The organism is Paenibacillus dokdonensis (genome assembly GCF_004916975.1).
GTDB classification, from domain to species: Bacteria; Bacillota; Bacilli; order Paenibacillales; family Paenibacillaceae; genus Paenibacillus_AQ; species Paenibacillus_AQ dokdonensis.
On the sequence record NZ_STGQ01000001.1, the window covers coordinates 2351280 to 2367607 of the forward strand.

Consider the following 16328-nt stretch of genomic DNA (forward strand, 5'->3'; position numbering starts at 1 on the left):
CCATAGGATTTCATCCATCTTACTCAATAGAACAGTTGAAAGGGAGGGAGAACAATGACAAATAAAACAGGGGTGACCCGACTTCTGGAAATTGCCGGAGAGAAGCGCGGACTGATGATCGTCTCCAGCCTACTATCTTCGCTTAGCGCCGTTTGTATGCTGGTTCCTTACGCTTCTGTCTATTTCATTTTGAAAGAATTATTGGAACATGCGGCGTCGCCGGCTTTGGCAGACGGAGCGAAAATGATCCGTTTTGGTGTTATTGCTTTAATCGGTCTGGCGGTCGGCTTGGTCACGATGTATGCGGGTGGAATGGTTTCTCATATCGCCGCTTTTCGCATTCTTTACGGTCTCAGAGTCAAGCTTTCCGAGCATATCGGCAAGCTGCCGCTTGGCTGGCTGAACGGTAACTCGACGGGGGCCGTCAAGAAAACGTTGGAACAAAACGTGGAGAAAGTTGAAACGTTCATTGCCCATCAGTTACCCGATCTCGTTCATGTTGCTGCGACTACAGTCCTGATGATCGCCGTGATGTTTACGCTTAATGTTTGGCTGGCGCTTGCGTGCATCCTGCCGATTGTCGTCGCTTTTGCGGTTCAGATCGCGCTGGTCAGCGGACCGAAGACGACAGAAAACCTCAAGCTCTGCCATGATTCACTAGAACGGATGAATGCTTCTGCCGTCCAGTATGTGAGGGGGATGCCGGCCGTCAAGGTGTTTGGGCAAACCGTGCAATCGTTTCGTCAATTTTACCAGGACATGATCCGCTATCGTGACTATGGTGTGAAATTAACAGATCAGTTTCAACTCGGATCTTTGATTTTTAAGGTGATGCTTGGCTCGATTGCCGCATTTGTTCTGCCTGTCGGCGTGTTTATATTAAGCCGCGATCCGGGCAGCGTCGCCTTCGCCTCCGTTCTGTTATTTTTCCTGGTCATGGCGCCGGGCATATCCACCCCGATGTTTAAAATTATGTTCCTGGCTGAAACGATCAGGGATATTAACGAGGGCGTTCAGCGTATCGACCGCATATTAGCAGAGGAGCATGTACCGGAACCTGAGCGGCCGAGGCTGCCGACTACATACGATGTTTCATTTGACCATGTCTCTTTTTCATATGGAACGGAGTTTACAGATACCGATGCGCTTAGTGATATTTCCTTTACCGCCCGCCAAGGGGAAGTGACGGCGCTCGTCGGTCCGTCAGGGGCAGGCAAATCAACCATTGCTAATCTGGTACCTCGTTTCTGGGATGTGAACAGGGGAGCAATTCGTATCGGCGATGTGGATATCCGCGAAATCGCGAACCCTGATCTGATGAATACCGTTGCATTCGTGTTTCAGGAATCGTTTTTGTTTTACGATACCCTGTACAACAATATCGCGATCGGGCGGCCGGACGCGCCGCCGGAAGAAGTGTATGCTGCGGCGAAAGCGGCACAGTGTCATACATTCATCGAAAACCTTCCGGAAGGGTTTGACACACGGATTGGGGAAGGAGGCGTCCATTTGTCCGGTGGGGAGGAACAGCGGATATCCGTGGCTAGAGCAGTCCTGAAAAACGCCCCCATCCTTGTGCTCGATGAAGCGACGGCGTTTGCCGATCCGGAGAACGAACATGAGATACAGCTAGCATTAAAAGCGTTGATGAAAAACAAGACGGTCATCATCATCGCTCATCGCTTGTCCACCATTCAGGATGCAGAGCAAATTCTGGTGATGGAAAACGGGAGAATTGTCGAGCGTAGAAGGCATGAAGCTCTCATCTCGGCTAGCGGCATGTACGAACGTATGTGGCGTTCCTATCGCCATGCGGCAGGGTGGCATATGGGCAAAGGGGAGGAGGACACTAAACATGAGCATGCTGCGCAACATAACGGCGGATAATCCGCGCTCGCTGGTCAAACCTGTTTTTTACACGACCATTGCCAATTTGGTGATCGTGATACCTTTGATGCTTTTGATGGAAGCAGTCAGATTAATTTTCAACCCGTTTGTCCATCCCGATGTGCCGGTCGACATGGCACAACTTTGGTGGTTATGCGGAGCTCTGGCGGTTTCGCTTCTCATCATGTTCTTTTGCGAAATTCCCGCCTATCGTGCACAATATCGGGATGCATACAGCGCGGCGTCGGATGGACGGTCACGGCTTGCCGAGCATTTGCGCAAGTTGTCACTCGGCTATCTGAACAAGCGTGATCCGGGCGAACTCGCCAATATGATGGTGGGCGATTTCGCGATGCTGGAACATGGCATCTCCCATGTGGTTCCACAGATGATCGGGGCCGCTCTCATGCCGGTTCTGGCCTTGATTGGCCTGTCTTTCCTCGACTGGCGCCTGACGCTTTCCCTGTTCGCGGCGCTGCCTGTGGCCATCCTGCTGGTGTTTTTGACGACCGGTATCCAACGCAAATTCGGCTCGCAACATATGCGGGCCAAGATCCAAGCCTCCAATCGGTTGCAAGAATACTTAAACGGTATCCAGGTGATCAAAGCTTATAACTTGACCGGAGAACGTTTTATCCGGCTTGAAAGGTCTTTCAGGGAATTGATGCGGCAAAGCATCCGCCTCGAAGGGGTGTTGGGGCCGATTATGCTGAGCGCGATTGCCTTTATTCGTACCGGTCTTACCCTGATGGTCATTGCTGGTGTACATCTGCTGCTCGGCGGAAGACTGGATGTTATCACTTTCGTAGCGTTCCTGATCTTCGGAACCCGAATTTTCGATCCGCTAACGACCGCACTCGCCGGTTATGCAGAGTTTCGTTATTTAGATCAGGCGGGCGAACGCATCGTGCAGCTTATGCGGGAGCCGATCATGCAAGGAGATCGGCAGTCTCCGGCAAATCACGATATCGAGTTAAAGCAGGTTACGTTTAGTTATCTGGATCAACCGATCCTACGAGATGTAAGCATAAGCTTGCCGGCAGGTTCCTTCACCGCATTGGTCGGCCCTTCGGGCAGCGGAAAAAGTACCGTCCTTCGGCTCATTGCCCGTTTTTACGACCCGAATAAGGGTAGGTTGACAATGGGCGGGGAGGATATTCGTTTTATGGACCCGGAAGCATTGTTCCACAATGTATCGATGGTATTCCAGGATGTATATCTCTTTCAAGATACAATTGCAGGCAATATCCGGTTCGGACGAAAGGGAGCAACGCGCGAGGAAATCGAGCTAGCGGCACGCCATGCTTGCTGTCATGATTTTATCATGAAACTGCCAAACGGTTACGATACGATGGTAGGCGAAGGCGGAAGCACACTGTCGGGCGGTGAAAAACAGCGTATTTCCATTGCCAGGGCGATGCTGAAAAATGCGCCGATCATTCTGCTCGATGAAGCAACGGCTTCTCTCGATCCGGAGAACGAGGCGGAAATTCAGAAAGCGATCGATCGGCTTGTACGAGGACGCACCGTCATCGTTGTCGCTCACCGGCTCAAGACCGTACAGCATGCCGATCGGATTGTCGTACTGGATCATGGAAGGGTCGTGGAGCAAGGCCGCCATGACGAATTGCTCTCTTCCAATGAACTGTATGCCCAGTTGTGGAGACGGCAGCATGAGATGGAATAAAAATAGAGGATAGATATTCGTTTTAATCGAATTTAGAGATTTGAGAATCTTTATTTTTTAAGGAGTGATTATTACTTTGATTTATTCAGAGAGCAAAGAACTCATTGATAACTATGTTGAGGCCTATAATTCGTTTGATGTTCCGGGGATGATTAGACTCTTACACAAGGATATCCTGTTCAGAAATATTTCGAATGGTGAAGTTAATATGGAGACCCAGGGTACCCAAGAGTTTAGAGAGCTCGCGGAAAAGTCGACTCAGATTTTCTCTAGTCGTCGCCAGACAATTATCGACTGCAATGCTATTAACGACAAAATAGAAGTGATTATTGATTACGAAGGGATACTGGCCGTTGATTTACCGAACGGATTAAAAACAGGAGATCAGATGCAGCTGAAAGGGAAGTCAGTATTTAGAATTGAAGAGGGGAAAATATCACTGATTGAAGATTACAGTTGATAATTAAGGTGTGATATTGAGTAATCCATCGAACGAAGGTGGGAAGGCAGCAACAGGGCGTTGATGGGTACCCTGTTGCGGCCCTCTTGCTTTTTAATTTAAAGTGGAGATGAGGAGGAATGGCTATGTCGGTAATCAATCCGGCGGAGAAGGCCGCGGAGAAAAAATGGTGGGCACTCGTCGCGGTATGTCTCGGATTATTCATGGCTTTACTGGACGTTACGATTGTGAATGTTGCTTTGCCAGCTATACAAAGCGATCTCCAAACGGATTTCTCTGGGTTGGAATGGGTACTCAACGCCTATACCTTAGTATTTGCCGTGACTCTGGTTACAACGAGCCGGTTAGGTGATATATTCGGGCGGAAGACATTATTTATGTTCGGAATAGCTGTATTTACAATCGGATCGCTGTTATGTGGATTGTCTAGTAATATTACGACGCTGAATTTGTCAAGAGGCATTCAAGGGCTAGGTGCTTCAGCAATGTCGCCTTTATCGCTGGCAATAATTTCGGCAACGTTCAGTGGGAAACAGCGCGGAATCGCAATCGGGATATGGGGCGGCGTTAGCGGATTGGCTACGGGAATTGGCCCGGTATTTGGCGGTATTCTGGTCAAACATATCGGCTGGGAATCCATTTTCTATGTGAATATTCCAGTCGGCATCGTGGCGATTATTCTATCGTTATGGGCCATCAGGCAGTCCAAGGACGAGTCTGCAGCCCGCCGTATCAATCTGTTCGGATTCATCACATTCACCACCTTCATGTTCTGTCTCATCTATGGATTGATTCAGGTCAACCAGGAAGGCAACGACTGGACCTCTCCAGAGGTGTGGTGGCTGCTTGGAATTTCTATTCTTGCTCTCGTCGTATTCATCGTAGGCGAACTGCGATTAAAGCACCCGATGTTAGATCCTCGCTTATTCAAGATTCCCAGCTTTACGGGTTCCGCGATTGCCGCCTTTTGTCTGAACGCAGGGATGTATGCTCTTTTATTCAATCTCAGCATTTACTTGCAAGGCTTTCTCGGTATGGATGCGCTGGAGACAGGCATCAAGCTCATCACGTTTACTGCATTGGCTCTGCTATTCGGTCCATTGTCCGGTTCGTTGATGGGGAAAATAAGTCCCAAACGACTCGTCGTAGTTTCTATGCTGTTGCTCTCGATCGGGGTTTATTCCATGTCTTTCCTATCGTATAATCACGATCCTGCCAAATGGATTGTTCTATTGCCAGGATTTATTATTGCCGGAATTGGCAGCGGATTGATCAACCCACCTATCTCTAACCTGGCAATTGGGACGGTACCGGTGCAACGAGCGGGTATGGCATCCGGCATGAGCAATGTGGCTCGACAGATGGGCAGTGCATTCGGAATTGCCCTCTATGGGGCAATACTGTCCAGCCGCTTTACCTCTCTTGTTACGGACAAAATCAAGACATTGCATGACGACCAGCTTACCGAATCGGCGAAGGCGCAAGTAATTCAAGCGATCGAGTCGGCAGGCCCGATTGCAGGCAGCAATGGTCTGGCGGGTATGGAATATACAGCAATATTCCAGCAAGATCCGCTGTTTGAAACCTACCGCGAGATTGCTCGTACAGCCTTCGTGGATGGAACGATTGATATTATCAAGATCGCCTCTGTGATTCTGGGAATCGGCACCGTACTTTGTCTTGTTCTGATTCGCAGGAAGGATTTGAGGTATTAGACTACAGAGCTTGATTGAAATAAGCCGGCGACTTGAACTTCTATATCAGGAAGAAAATGGAGGTCGGTTGATTAAAATAGAAGATCGCAGGTTTGCAATATAGATGGATATCGAAGAAATTATTCAGGTATGAGTTTGACTGTGTCGTAAGCTTTGTGATTTAATATGAATGAATAAAAAAATATTCATTCGAAGGTTGAGGGTATATGGATATAAAATCAGATATTTTTAATTACGGAAAGGCAGCGTTCAGCACAAAGGGGTTCAAGAAAACGAATATTAAAGAAATAGCACAATTAGCTGGCATCGGTGTTGGAACTTTCTATAACTATTATGCATCTAAAGAGCAGCTCTTTATGGAAATTTACATTCAAGAGAATGAGAATCTCAAGAAAAAGCTCATCGAATCGATTGATTTGGATCAGGATCCGGTAAAAGTAATTAATCAACTGATTATGGGGAATGTCGAGGCTATTCCTACAAACCCCATTTTGAAAGAATGGTATAGTCAGAATTTCTATAAGAAATTGGAACAATATTATATAAAAGAAGGCAGCAAAAGCATAGATTCCTTTCGGGATTTTTACATGAATTTATTTAAAAACTGGAAAGCTCAAGGGAAGATCAGAGAAGATATCGACGAAGACCTTTTACCCGCTTTCTTTGATTCATTGGTCTACATTGATATGCATAAAGATGAAATTGGCATTCAACATTTCCCCCAAATCATTCAGTACTTGGCAGAATTCATTATGCAAGGGCTTACTAACAAATCATCATAAATGATTCAAGTAAAGCGCTTTTTTTTTAATCTCAGATGAATGAATATAAAAATATTCATTCATAAGAAGGGATGGAATGAATATGAGAACGAGAATAAGTATGATAGCAATGATGGTGTGTAGTCTGTTCATTTTCCCCTTATTCAGCTCAGCGCGTAGTGATGATAACATGCAAGTAGTGCGAACTGGAGCTTCTGTCTTCTCCGAATTAGATGCGTATATTGCCCGTGAAATGAAACGGCAGCATCTTCCGGGATTGTCTCTCGGGGTTATACAGGGGAATCGCATACTTTACCTTAAAGGATATGGCCAGGCCGATCCATCGGGCCGTCCTGTAACAGCTCAAACACCTTTCGGAATAGGTTCGATCGGCAAGTCGATTACTGCAATGGCCGTTCTGCAACTTGCCGAAGCAGGAAGAATCGACTTGGATGCGCCTATACAACGCTATCTCCCCACCAAGTATAAAGGAGCTGAGTCCATTACTGTTCGTCAGTTGCTCAATCAAACCAGCGGGTTCACCCAAATCTCAACTTTTAGTAACACGCTCTCAACTGCTATCGATCAAAATCAAGATGCTCTGGAAAATAACGCCTTGTCTTATGCGGATAGGTTCTTAATGCAAACCACGCAAACCGAACAACCCTACAGGTATTCGAACGCGAATTATGTATTGCTAGGCTATATCGTCCAACTAGTATCCGGCCAGTCCTACAATGACTATGTGAAGGAGCATATCTTCAGCCCACTGTCTATGCATGACAGCTATGCGACGCTGGATGAAGCAGCCGCCCACGGACTGGCTACGCCCTATCGCCGGATATTCGGATATAACATCCCCTACAATGGCCCTTATGTTTATATTGCTGGGGATGCACCGGCGGGCTATCTCTATACCAGTGCGGAGGATATGAGTCATTATTTGCTTGCCCAAATGAACAATGGGCGATACGAAGATCAAACTGTGCTCTCTTCAGATGGCATTCGACTTATGCAGACCGAGCCTGTTCCTGGAACGTATGCCATGGGTTGGATGACGGGTCGTATTAACGATTTATCTGTTATCGGTCAGCCAGGCGGTTCAATCGGATTTCAAGCCCAAGCTTATATCGTTCCGGAACAACAACTTGGAGTTGTCGTGTTCGCTAATGTACTTGACGCGATCGATTCCACTTTATTCAAATCGCACATCATTACGACTACCCACATCGCTTCCGGGGTCATAAACATACTGAATGAACAACCGACAGGTGGATCCTTCCTAAGCATTTCGCAGAAATACCTCCTTGTAAATGGATTGATATTCATACTCAGTGCATGGCTATTATACACAACCGTTCGAACTGTAAAGCGCTGCTTTGGACCGTTCAATCTTAACAATTCCGGCCATTCTGAAATATCGATTCAATGGATATCAAAAATTGTTCTGCATTTTGTAGGTCTGTTCATTGTACTGTTGTTGAGTATGACTCAAATTGTGCCGGTATGGCATATTGCAACAATCTATCAGCCGGACGTAATTATTTGGCTGAAGATCATGACTGTTCTTATGGCACTGAAGGGAAGCGTCGAAATGATTCGGTTGGTTCGGTCAATACGAAATGAAAAAACATCCAAGTTGAAATATTGAGAATAAGTGAGAAAACAGGGGAGAAGTCTGCTTACTAACCATAAAGGCAATTGAGATTTTAAAATCCAAAGGCTTTAGGTATAAGGGCGATACGCATCGCTATGAGGCAGAGAATTTGCAAATAAAGATTAAATTATCAACCGGATCGAAACCACAATCAGTAATAACGCGAGTATTTCCAGGAGCAGGCCGGCAGGGAGACGTTTGGCAAGCCGTGCGCCGATTTGACCGCCGATGATAGCACCTGGTGCGAGGGCTAACACCTTAAACCAATCAATATTATGTAAGAGAGCATGAACCGATGTGCTCACGACAGAGGATAGGAAAATTTGGAGCATAGAAGTTGCAACCGCAATATGGGGAGAGAAGAAGAGCAGCAGCGTCATTGTCGGAATCATGAGACTGCCGCCCCCGATCCCAAAGAGGCTTGCCGTAAAACCGACGAAAAAACTAATGATAATGCCGGTAGGCATGTGATAGGCATATTCGAAACGTTCCCCGTTATTATCGATGAAGCTCCGGTTCACCGTTGGTTTAAAAGGCCAAGCGATCGGTTTATTGGGCTTAAATAGGAGCAGTAAGGCCACAAAAATCAAAAAAATGCCGAAACTAATGAAAAAGAGCTTCCCTTCCAAATACTCCGCAAAGAAGGCTCCGATGACCGAACCGGGAATCGAAGCGGCCGCAAACCGGATTGCTGCCTGATAATCGATTCTCTTCTGCTTGGCATACACATACGTGCTTGAAATGGAATTAAAAAGAAGCATCGCCATGGATGTACCCGCAATTTGTGCCGATGGCATATCAGGAAACAAAAAGGCGAGGGCAGGCACGACGATAAAACCGCCGCCAAGCCCGACCAATGATCCGGAGATGCCAGCCGCAAGTCCGATGCAAAATAATAATAAGTAAGTGAGCACGTTAAACTTCCCTTCTTATAGCCGAATTCAGTTAATCCTTCCAGAAGAAGCGGCCGGCGAATAGATGCATCTTAAGCCAACTGCGCTGTTCATCTGTTAACCGGTCATCTTCGTCCAGCCTAGACTTGATATGGTTAGTTATAAGTTGCGGGATGCTTTGAACCATGTCCTGCTTCTCATTCGCATCCAGATAGAGGATATCGTTAGTACAGGATCCTGGGGTCCAGCGCTGCCAAACAGGCAGTTCTTCTCCATTAGGATCACCCGTGTTTAAGAAACGCCGTAAATAACTGCGCATGAGGGAAGAGAGCATTTTACGCCCGGGACCGTTATGCTCGGAAATGACTCCCACAGGATGGTTGTGCAAGACATTGGAGAAGTCCCCGGTATAGAAGGGGATATCCGCTCCATGAGGAGCTCCTATCAGAAAACGGATGACGGGATCGATAACACCGTCCTGCAATCCCCATCCGAAGCGGTAAGCGTAAATCGGCAGTTCCGGGATCCAATTTATTAATTTCTCAGCGACTAGCTCCACATTAAATGCCGCATACAGTTCGTTTCCATACTGAACGGCAAACTCATACAGCTTCTTTTGCTCCTCGTCCTCGGATAATGGTCCTTGCTGTAGGTGAAAGAAACGGGGATCCGCCAGTGCAAATCCAGAAAATTCGCTAGCCGTACTCCCTAGGATGACCGGTATACAAGACGGATGTCGATCCTTATGCTCTTCAAAGCCTTCCTTGGGAATGACCGTACCATCTTCGAATAAATGGGGAAATGCATCCATTCGTAAACCTGTATCTCCGATGATCTCAGCAAAGTGAGCAGCCTGTTGACCCCTGAGGTAATCAGAGATCGAGGCGGAAGAGTGCGTTGATATCCATCCGAGAGATTCTTCGAAATTATTCGTTACCCCGGATTTCATTAGTAAGGAGGCCAGGATTTCGTTTGCCTTTGCTTCGCCTTGATCGGATGTAACCGTCGTTAAGCCTCCGCTCATCGCATAAAGCTTATGAAAAAGCCCTTCGCTAAGAGGAGAACGATATGCGGCTAATGCATTTCTTGCGCCAGCAGACTGGCCAGCCAACGTCACATTTTTCGGATCACCGCCAAAGGCAATGATATTCGTCTGCACCCACTTCAGTGCATGGATAATATCGAGAAGACCGTAGTTACCCGAATCGTCCAAAGGGTCACCGGTTCGCAGAGCAGGATGTCGGAAAAATCCCATGCAACCTAAGCGGTAATTCACTGTGATGACGATACTGTTCGTTTCATAAGCCAATTGTCCGCCTTGAAAATCCCGTCCTGAACCATTTACGTTCCCTCCTCCATGCAGGAAGACGAAAACAGGCAGATCCGATTCCGCATGTTCGGGCCGCCAAATATTCAGATACAAGCAATCCTCGCTGCCAAACGGTAACCCTTGAGTCATCTGGATGCAGCCGTTTTTGAAATCGCGTACAGGCAAAATGCCAGTCCATGGTTCAACTTCACGCGGCGCTTTCCATCGAAGTTGATCCACCGGAGGGGAAGCATAAGGAACTCCTAACCAAGCGATAACGTTTATCTCTGCCAGACGTATACCCTTAAGCCACCCGCTAGAAACTTTTATCGTTTCATCCCTATTTTGTCTCGTGTTCATCCCATACACCCACGCTTTCTTCCATGCTTTCTTTCATTATAAAGTTCTGTCATAATAATGAAAAATATATAATTATACATATAATTAATAACCATAGAGTTATATATGGAGGGGATCGCAATGGAGCTGCTCTCACTCCGTTACTTTCAAATGGTTGCACGTCTAGAGAATATGACCAGAGCTGCCGAGTCACTGCAAGTTTCTCAACCCGCCTTAAGCAAAATGATAGGAAATCTCGAAAAAGAATTAAACGTGAGATTGTTCGACCGCACGGGGAAGTACATTCGGTTGAATGAATATGGGAGGCGGTTTCTTGCTAAGGTAGACTTGGCGCTTCAAACATTGGATGACGGAAAAACAGAGCTTCACGACATGGCCAAAAGACCATCAGGAACTGTCGTAATTTACATCCAAGTAGGTTCTTATTTGCTTCCAGACATGATTACTTCATTTCGGAAGCTGTACCCGGAAGCCGAATTCAAGCTGCTGCAGCATGATCAGAATCTCCGCGAAACTCCCGCTTATGATCTATGCCTTTCTTCATCTCCGTTCCGAATGCCGGGAAACGAGTCGATTGCATTAATAACGGAAGAGATCATGCTTGCGGTTCCGAGTGACCATAGGCTCGCTCATCGTAAGAGCATTCAACTATCCGAACTTGCGGAAGACGGATTTATTAGCTTAAAGCGGGGCAAACAGCTCCGGGAAATGACGGATTCTCTCTGCTTTGCGGCTGGTTTTACACCGCGAATCATTTACGAATGCGACGAGCCATCCATGGTCCGCAGCCTTGTCCACTCGGGGCTGGGAGTTTCCTTTATTCCATCGATGACGTGGGGCGGTTCTCAGGGATCTTCCAGCGTTCTCATACCCATCGAAGAACCGGTAAGTTCCAGAACCATTGAGATCACATGGTACACCAATCGTTACATGACGCAGGTCGCAAAAAAATTCAAGGAATTTGTTCAAGTGTATTTCAAGCAGTTATAAAACAGGCGGAATTATTAATATAGATCCAAAAAAACTACCTGTAGTATAATGAAATCACTTGAAGCTATAGGGGGAATCACAGCCAATGCTTGCCGCTGAAATCAGCATCATAGAGTATGTTACTGAGCAGAACATCGAACTCCTTTTGGAGCGCTTCCGCTCGCTGGGGCCGCTGCCCGGCATACTGCTAACTTTTCTGAAATCTTTCGTTCCGCCACTGCCTACCATCGTGATCGTCGGCGCCAATGCCGCCATCTATGGGTTGTGGCTGGGTTTTCTATATTCGTGGATCGGCCTCTTTACGGGCAGTTTGCTTACGTTCTGGCTGATTCGCAAAGCGTCGGATACACCCTTTATTCGGCGCTGGGCGGCTAAGCCCAAGGTACAGAAGGCCATGGTGTGGGCGCAGAGGAACGGGTTTAGCTTCGTCTTTCTCCTAAGCATGCTCCCGATCGGACCGTTCGTCGTCATTAACATGGCCGCGGGATTAACGCGAATGCCTACAGTTTCCTTTGCGACAGCCGTAGCACTAGGCAAAGGAGTCATGGTTTTCTGCGTTTCCTATATTGGAACGCATCTGTCTGATTTTATCGACCAGCCCGTCAAGTTTATCGGAGTGGCGTTGTTCATTGCGGCTTCTCTATGGTTGAATCGGAGGCTGCAGGCCTATTTTAAGATATCAGAAAGTACAAACTTCACGGAGTCAGCTTCCTGATATCGCAAGAAAAACTACTGCTAAACGCGGTCTGTCTTCTGGGAATGTACGTCGATAGACGTTTTTCTTACGTCCGCGGCGGCTGTTGCCCCTAGACACGCGGACACCATGGAATAGTGTGTAGAGAGAGCTTGGAGTCAGATTATAAGTAATAGAACAATGAAAATTGCGTCCCCTGGCCGTTCGGCCAGGGGTTTATTCTATATTTTTTCTCTCAACCTACAAGTTTTCTGTGTTTTGATTGTTTTAATACAATAATTCTGTACAAATACACAAGAAAGTGTTTATAATATTGTAAATAAATCAAATCATGGGAAGGTGACATTCCTTTGCTTGAAGTTTCCATAAATGATTCCGAACGATTGGTAAAGGTAGCGCATGCACTCAGCACGCATACAAGGGTCAATATCATCAAATTGCTGTTGAACAAGCCCAACCTCAATATTCTTGAAATTGCCGAGAAGCTGGATATCCCCGTATCCACTGCCGCCAACAATGTCAAAGTATTGGAAGAGGCCGAATTGATTGTAACGGAACTTCAACCAGCAACTAGAGGGGCTATGAAAGTATGCAGCCGGAATTTTGACGATGTTCGTCTAATTTTGAATCCTAGTGCTTATGATCCAAATACAAGCAAGATCGTAGAGATTGAAATGCCGATCGGACACTTCAACAACTTTGACATTGTACCGACTTGTGGTATGGCAAATGCTTCATGCATGGTATTTCAAGAGGATGATCCTGTAAATTTCTACCTCCCGGAGAGCAGGACGGCTGAAATAATCTGGTTTCGGAAGGGGTGGATTGAATATCGCTTCCCTAAAAAGCTGCCTGCGGGAGCTCAGATTTATACTCTTGAGTTCTCCCTGGAACTTTGCTCGGAAGCTCCGAACTATAATAATGACTGGCCTTCGGAAATTACAGTTTGGGTGAATGAGGTTGAGGTTGGCTCGTGGATATCGCCGGGGGATTTTGGCGACCATCGAGGCAAGCTAAACCCGTCATGGTGGTATGACAACAGCACCCAACATGGTTTGCTGAAGAGTTGGTCGATTGACTTGACGAAGAGTATGATCGATAAAGAGAAATGCTCCGATCATTCACTCCATGATCTCCGGTTAGGAGAAAAGCCGTACATTACGCTCAGGATCGGAATTAAGCCGGATGCCAAGCATCAAGGCGGTATAAACCTGTTCGGCAGAGGTTTCGGCGATTATGCGCAGGGAATTATTATGAGAATGGAGTATAACTAAAGCTATGCCCATAAGCTCCAGATGCCTTGTAACAACAAGGATATCTGGATTTTTTTTGCTTTATCATACAATATTATTGTAAGAAAGCGTTGACATTTACCTAATATATACATAATATCTTGTTTATAAACGAAATAAATGAATTAATTGCTTTATATGCTTTTTTATGTACAGCATGTTCTCCAGTTATTTTGTTTATTACGATTTTATCAAAGGGGGAAGAGGGATTATGTTTAGAAAAGGAAAATGGGTTAGTCTTTCGTTAACGATGGTGCTCAGCTTCATGTTGGTTCTCTCTGGTTGTAACTCCGGCAACAACAGTAACGAAAGCAACACGGCAGATTCCAAAACAGACACTAAAACAGACACTCAAACAGAAGCAACAAATGCAACTCCTGACAAAGATGCAAAATCCGTAATTGAATTTATGGGATGGGGCGGAGATTCTGAGAAAGCCGTTTTTGAGAAACTGATTGCATCCTATATGAAGAAATATCCGAACAAGAAGGTAAAATATACCGTTGTTCCTCCTGCGGAATATTACCAGAAGCTTGATACCTTGATTGCAGCCAAGAAGACTCCGGACGTATTTTATGCCGGCGGGGCTCACTTTAACAAGCTTGTCTCCAGCGGTGTGCTGCTGAATCTGGAATCTCAACTTAGCTCCAGCGAGATGGTGGATACGAATAACGTTTGGAAACAAGGGTTGGACCGTTATCGTTATGATGGCACTACTGTGGGCAAGGGAGATTTATATGGATTACCGAAAGATGTGGGTCCGTGGGCTTTTGCTTACAATAAGGATTTGTTTGACAAGGCCGGCCTCCCATACCCAAGCGCAAAAGCTGGCGAATATACTTGGGATCAAATGATTGCCGATGCCAAAAAAATTACTACTACCAATGAACGCGGAAAAATCGATACCTTTGGCGTTGCCGCCTATTCGCTTGAATCAGCAGTTTGGGCAAATGGCGGGGACTGGGTGGATCCTGCCTCAGGTAAAATCACGATTGATACGCCTGAGTTTGCTGAAGCGATGCAGTTCGTGGCAGATTTGAGCCTGGTCAACAAAGTCAGCCCTTCACCGGATGATGAGAAGGCTCAGAATGGTTATACCCGCTTCGTTGCCGGCAAAGTGGCTATGTTCCCGATGGGGCCGTGGGACCAACCAGGTTTCTGGGATTTGCCGTTCCAATGGGATATCGCGGCATGGCCGGCAAGCCCTAACACAGGAAAAACAGCTACCTGGCTAGGCTCCCTTGGATTTGTGGTATCGAAAAATACCGAATATCCGGAAGATTCATTCGCGCTCGCCTCTTACCTGAGTCTCGACAAGGATTCCCAGAAAGAAAACTATGTTCTGGGGCAGGCTGTACCGAACTTGATCGATATGGCGAAGGGTGAATTCATGGAAGTGGATAAGGCACCAAAAACGCGTCAGGTATTCATCGATATTATTGAAGATTATGGTCGTCCACCGATTGAAGTATCCTCCAAGAATACCAAATGGCTTGACACGTTCTCGCAGGATGCAAGTCAGGTATGGAACGGTAAAAAAACTGCAGCGGAGTTTGTAAAAGAAGAGCAGCCTAAGCTGCAAAAGCTATACGACGAGAACAACAAGTAAAGGATAGCTAATGCTGTGACGGAGGAGCGAAAACGACGAGACCTCGGTTTGAGACGTTTTCGCTTTTTCTGTTTGCGGTATAGGGAGGGAAATGTGAATGAAAAACAAAACCCCGGGATATCGGCGTAAAGAAATTATTTGGTCTCTGCTATTTATTGCCCCGCCAATACTAGGCTTCCTGATCTTTAGCTTAACGCCACTGATCACTTCGTTCGGATTAAGCTTCATGTCATGGGATATGTTCACACCCGCCAAATTTACAGGTACGGAAAATTTCCAGTACATGTTTGCGGATGAGAAGTTTTACAAATCACTTTTCAACACGGTTTTCCTGCTTCTTGGGGTTCCGATTGGCATGATGATTTCAATGATGCTGGCCATCCTGATGAACCGTTCTTTAAAAGGGATTTCGATTTTCCGTACCATTTACTATATTCCTGTCATTTCGCCGATCATTGCCGTTTCATTACTTTGGCAATGGCTACTGAATTTCGACTACGGAATTATCAATGAATTTATTTGGAACATTTTTGGGATTCAAGGGCCTAATTGGCTTGGTGATTCAAACTGGGTTAAGCCGTCATTTATCATCATGGGGCTTTGGGGCGGTGTAGGCGGAAACATGGTGCTCTATCTGGCCGGCCTGCAAGGCATCCCATCCAGTTATTATGAAGCGGCTCAGGTGGATGGAGCTTCACGCTGGCACCAATTCAAGCATATTACCCTTCCTTTGTTGTCGCCCATTCATTTTTATGTGGTTGTCATGGGGGTTATTGGGACTTTCCAGTCTTTCAGCCAAATGTACATTCTGGCGGCCGACGGCGGACCGGAATACAGCGGGGCAACGATTGTATATTACATCTTCCAGGAGGCCTTCAAGTATTTCAATATGGGATACGCGAGTGCAGTGGCATGGGTTCTGGGGATTCTGATTTTTATCCTGACCCTTTTCCAGTTCCGCATCTCCAAGCGCTGGGTCTACCAGGATTAAGCTCATGCAGGAATAGGAGGATT

At 46.5% G+C, this 16328-nt stretch carries 13 protein-coding genes; 11 read left to right on the top strand and 2 right to left on the bottom strand.

Going from position 1 to position 16328, the window contains the following annotated elements:
- Positions 1–54: 54 nt before the first annotated feature.
- From E6W40_RS10835 to E6W40_RS10860, 6 genes are all read left to right on the top strand, one after another.
- Positions 55–1887 (top strand): ABC transporter ATP-binding protein, encoded by a 1833-nt coding sequence (locus E6W40_RS10835; protein WP_136605478.1) that lies wholly within the window; start codon positions 55–57, stop codon positions 1885–1887.
- On the top strand, positions 1856–3574 hold the full coding sequence (locus tag E6W40_RS10840) for an ABC transporter ATP-binding protein (protein WP_136605479.1): 1719 nt from the start codon (positions 1856–1858) through the stop codon (positions 3572–3574). Before E6W40_RS10835 ends, E6W40_RS10840 begins: the two co-directional genes overlap by 32 nt.
- Positions 3575–3650: 76 nt before the next feature.
- Positions 3651–4034, top strand: coding sequence for a nuclear transport factor 2 family protein (locus tag E6W40_RS10845; protein ID WP_136605480.1), 384 nt, complete (start codon positions 3651–3653; stop codon positions 4032–4034).
- Positions 4035–4159: 125 nt separating this feature from the next.
- Positions 4160–5749, top strand: coding sequence for an MFS transporter (locus tag E6W40_RS10850; protein ID WP_168928882.1), 1590 nt, complete (start codon positions 4160–4162; stop codon positions 5747–5749).
- 206 nt (positions 5750–5955) lie between these two features.
- A complete protein-coding gene (locus E6W40_RS10855; RefSeq protein WP_136605482.1) occupies positions 5956–6531 on the top strand; it encodes a TetR/AcrR family transcriptional regulator in 576 nt (191 codons plus the stop codon).
- Between the two features lie 82 nt (positions 6532–6613).
- Positions 6614–8161 carry a serine hydrolase domain-containing protein gene (locus tag E6W40_RS10860; RefSeq protein ID WP_168928883.1) on the top strand — a complete coding sequence of 516 codons (1548 nt, stop codon included), beginning with the start codon at positions 6614–6616 and terminating at the stop codon, positions 8159–8161.
- A 128-nt stretch (positions 8162–8289) separates the two neighbouring features.
- Here E6W40_RS10860 and E6W40_RS10865 read toward each other — a convergent pair whose 3' ends face one another.
- Together E6W40_RS10865 and E6W40_RS10870 are read right to left on the bottom strand one after the other, a co-directional pair.
- The gene (locus E6W40_RS10865) at positions 8290–9081 is read right to left on the bottom strand and encodes a sulfite exporter TauE/SafE family protein (protein WP_136605484.1); all 792 of its coding nucleotides are present in this window, start codon (positions 9079–9081) and stop codon (positions 8290–8292) included.
- A gap of 31 nt (positions 9082–9112) precedes the next feature.
- On the bottom strand, positions 9113–10729 hold the full coding sequence (locus tag E6W40_RS10870) for a carboxylesterase/lipase family protein (RefSeq protein WP_136605485.1): 1617 nt from the start codon (positions 10727–10729) through the stop codon (positions 9113–9115).
- A gap of 120 nt (positions 10730–10849) precedes the next feature.
- Here E6W40_RS10870 and E6W40_RS10875 point away from each other — a divergent pair, with 120 nt between their 5' ends.
- From E6W40_RS10875 to E6W40_RS10895, 5 genes are all read left to right on the top strand, one after another.
- The gene (locus E6W40_RS10875) at positions 10850–11719 is read left to right on the top strand and encodes a LysR family transcriptional regulator (RefSeq protein ID WP_136605486.1); all 870 of its coding nucleotides are present in this window, start codon (positions 10850–10852) and stop codon (positions 11717–11719) included.
- A gap of 85 nt (positions 11720–11804) precedes the next feature.
- Complete coding sequence (locus E6W40_RS10880; protein ID WP_136605487.1) at positions 11805–12434, top strand: TVP38/TMEM64 family protein; 630 nt, start codon at positions 11805–11807, stop codon at positions 12432–12434.
- Between the two features lie 329 nt (positions 12435–12763).
- On the top strand, positions 12764–13687 hold the full coding sequence (locus E6W40_RS10885; protein ID WP_136605488.1) for an ArsR/SmtB family transcription factor: 924 nt from the start codon (positions 12764–12766) through the stop codon (positions 13685–13687).
- Positions 13688–13916: 229 nt separating this feature from the next.
- Positions 13917–15314, top strand: a complete 1398-nt coding sequence (locus E6W40_RS10890) for an ABC transporter substrate-binding protein (protein ID WP_136605489.1) — start codon at positions 13917–13919, stop codon at positions 15312–15314.
- 97 nt (positions 15315–15411) lie between these two features.
- Positions 15412–16305, top strand: a complete 894-nt coding sequence (locus tag E6W40_RS10895; RefSeq protein WP_136605490.1) for a carbohydrate ABC transporter permease — start codon at positions 15412–15414, stop codon at positions 16303–16305.
- Positions 16306–16328 lie beyond the last annotated feature (23 nt).